General features: G+C 65.2%; 3 protein-coding genes and 1 pseudogene. 3 read left to right on the forward strand and 1 reads right to left on the reverse strand.

Going from position 1 to position 3,194, the window contains the following annotated elements; all coding sequences use genetic code 11:
* The first annotated feature begins 23 nt into the window (after positions 1-23).
* From RHBS_RS26015 to RHBS_RS26025, 3 genes and pseudogenes are all read left to right on the forward strand, one after another.
* The gene (locus tag RHBS_RS26015) at positions 24-1,310 is read left to right on the forward strand and encodes an LCP family protein (RefSeq protein WP_237669743.1); all 1,287 of its coding nucleotides are present in this window, start codon (positions 24-26) and stop codon (positions 1,308-1,310) included.
* A gap of 67 nt (positions 1,311-1,377) precedes the next feature.
* A pseudogene (locus tag RHBS_RS26020) lies at positions 1,378-1,934 on the forward strand (ferritin).
* 112 nt (positions 1,935-2,046) lie between these two features.
* Positions 2,047-2,601 (forward strand): ferritin, encoded by a 555-nt coding sequence (locus tag RHBS_RS26025; protein WP_121871782.1) that lies wholly within the window; start codon positions 2,047-2,049, stop codon positions 2,599-2,601.
* A gap of 101 nt (positions 2,602-2,702) precedes the next feature.
* Here the strand turns inward: RHBS_RS26025 and RHBS_RS26030 are convergent.
* Positions 2,703-3,194 (reverse strand): DUF5926 family protein (locus RHBS_RS26030; protein ID WP_237669742.1); only part of this gene is annotated, 492 nt, incomplete at its 5' end.

Consider the following 3,194-nt stretch of genomic DNA (forward strand, 5'->3'; position numbering starts at 1 on the left):
TGCCACCGGAGGGCACCGAGTTCATCCGACGCGACGGCCGCCCCACTCCCAGGCCGGAAGGGCCACCTCGGCCGGCACCACTCCCGCGCCACAGCCCTCAGCAGGCCTGGTCGCAGGCACCCGAACCCCGATCGGCACAGTCGTATCCAGCACAGTCGAATCCTCCGAATTCGACGCGTCAGTACTCACGTTCCCAGGACGATCCACCGGGTCGCACCGGGTATGCGCCGCGTCAGCAGCCGGAGCCGTTCACCGAGGAGCGCAGGCAACCGGCGGCACCCGCACAGCGAGCCCTGCGCCGACCCGAATCTGCTCGGCCACAACGTGATTCGCGTCCACCCAAGGTCGCGAAGCCGCGCAAGCGCAGACGCTGGGGGCGACGTTTCCTGATCGTGTTGCTCGTTCTCGTGCTGGGCATCGGCGGCGTCGTCTACTACGTCGACAGCTCGTTGACGCGCGTGGACGCCCTCACCTCGTATCCCGGGCGCATCGGCGACACCCCCGGCACCAACTGGCTTCTCGTCGGATCGGATTCGCGAGCCGGCCTGACGCCGGAGCAGGAAGCCTCGCTCGCGACCGGCGGCGAGGTGGGCCCGAGCCGCACCGACACGATCATCCTGATCCACATCCCCGAGGGCAGCGGTGCGCCCACGATGGTCAGCCTGCCGCGCGACTCGTACGTGTCGATTCCGGGCAACGGCCAGGACAAGCTCAACGCGGCCTTCGCATTCGGCGGGCCACCACTGCTGGTACAGACGGTCGAGGGTGCAACCGGTGTGCACATCGATCATTACGCCGAGATCGGATTCGGCGGCTTCGCCGGGATCGTCGACGCGGTCGGTGGAGTCAACGTGTGCGTGCAGAATGCGATCGACGATCCGTTGGCGGGCATCAACATCGCCGCCGGCTGCCAGGATCTCACCGGAGCCGAGGCGCTCGGATTCGTGCGATCCCGCGCGACGGCACTGGCCGACATCGACCGCATGAACAACCAACGCGCGTTCATGTCTGCACTGCTCGAAAAGGCAACCAGCGCTTCGACTTTCCTCAACCCCCTGCGGTTGTGGCCGCTGGTGTCCGACACCGCGTCGTCGTTGAGCGTCGACGAGGGAGATCACATCTGGAACCTCGCCGCGTTGGCCTGGGCGATGCGCAGCGGTCCGGTGACCACAACGGTGCCCGTCGGCGGATTCCAGGACTCCGACGTCGGAAACGTGCTGTTGTGGGACGACACTCGCGCTCCGGCATTCTTCGACGCCATTGCGCAGGATCGCGAGATCCCGCCGGAACTGCTGACCGGCGGCCCTTGAGCGGCAGACGTGAGCGGTAGGCGGGAGAGGAGCCTGCGGAACGACCCTGGGTTGTAAGTTGTGGACCATGACATCGCCGTCTGCTCAGCCCGCCGCCCCCGGCACGTCGTTCCACGATCTTCTGCGCGCCCAGGTGCGGCACGAGTTCACCGCATCGCAGCAGTACGTCGCCATCGCGGTGTGGTTCGACCGCAACGATCTGCCGCAGCTGGCCACGCGTTTCTACGCTCAGTCCGCCGAAGAACGTCGCATGCCATGATGATGATCCGTTTCCTCATCGACAATCGGCTCGAGGTCGACGCGTCGGGCATCGACGACGTGGTGACGGTATTCCAGTCGGTCATCGAACCGGTGGAACTGGCGCTGGCTCAGGAGTCGACGGTGACCGAACAGATCACCGCGTTGGCGCGCGCTGCCCGGGCCGAGGGCGACTACATCGGCGAGCAGTTCACCCACTGGTTCCTCACCGAGCAGGTCGAGGAGGTGGCAGCGATGCAGAGTCTGCTCAACATCGTTCGCCGAGCCGGATCCAACCTGTTCGACATCGAGCAGTACGTCGCTCGCGAGATCGGCTCCACGGTGATCCGCGCCACCAATGCCCCGAAAGAAGCCGGAAGGGCGTAGTTTGCGCCCTGCTCAGGGCAGACATTTAGGATCGACTGTATTAGGCCACGTTCGCCTCAATAAGGCTGGACTTGGATGACAATGCCCTCTGACCAGGCATATCGTCCTGTGCATGAGCGCAGATATCAAGGAAACCAGCCACACCAAGTTCCACGCACTTCTCCGCGACCAGATTCGCAACGAGTTCAACGCCTCGCAGCAGTACATCGCCACCGCGGTCTACTTCGCGAATGTCGACCTGCCGCAGCTGGCGAAGCACTTCTACGCGCAGTCCGTCGAAGAGCGCAACCACGCAATGATGATCGTGCAGTACTTCCTCGATCGCGACATCACGGTCGAGTTGACCGGCGTCGACGCGTCGAAGTCCGTCTTCACCGATCCGCGTGAGGCCATCGCCCTGGCGCTGGCGCAGGAGGAGACCGTCACCGAGCAGATCATCGCGCTGGCGAGCACCGCACGCGAAGAGGGCGACTACCTCGGCGAGCAGTTCATGCAGTGGTTCCTCAAGGAGCAGGTCGAGGAAGTTGCCAGCATGAAGACGCTGCTCAACATCGCCGATCGCGCGGGCCACAACCTGTTCGATCTCGAGCAGTTCGTCGCCCGCGAGATGAACACCAGCGTGACCGCCGACTCGGGCGCACCCACCGTCGCCGGCGGATCGCTCTGATCGACACCGCAACGCAACACGAGTAACGCGCGAACCCTCGCGCTCATACGGGTGGCCGCCCGAACAAGCAGTCCTTGTTCGGCGGCCACCCGGCTCGCGTTCTAGCGCAGAGTGACCTGACGTCCGCGTAGGCCGTCGCGCGAACGCAACTGCGCCGCCGTGAGCGGAGCATCGACAGCCAGAGCCTCGCCCAGCTTCTCGCCGAATTCCTTTGTGGGCGCAGCCCATTCGGTGGGGTGCATCTCGGGATCGAGATCGAACACCGGCACCAGCAGCCCGTGCGTGCGGAACGAACCGGCGTAGCGCGAGCCCTCACCCAAGTTGAGATCACCCGCAGCGTGCAGACGCGCGAGGGCGAGCATCACGTCGTCCTCGCTCTCCGGACGAACCCACCGGATATGCGCCTTGTCGCCTGCATCCACCCACCAGGCTGCGACGACGCCGTCGGCCTCGATCCGCGCCGAGGGCATGATCGCCTGGTTCGCGCGCTCCACGGTGGCAGTCACATCGGCTGCGGGAGTGGCATTTTCAGGAATCCACCAGTTGAAGTCCTGATGGACGGTGATCTCGAGCAGCGCGGACGCGTCGAGCAC

Source organism: Rhodococcus sp. BS-15 (assembly GCF_000813105.1).
Classification (GTDB): Bacteria; Actinomycetota; Actinomycetes; order Mycobacteriales; family Mycobacteriaceae; genus Rhodococcoides.

Bases quoted from the DNA above. Each gene is read 5' to 3' on its own strand.
- RHBS_RS26025 (WP_121871782.1), top strand. From the start codon at position 2,047: ATGAGCGCAGATATCAAGGAAACCAGCCACACCAAGTTCCACGCACTT.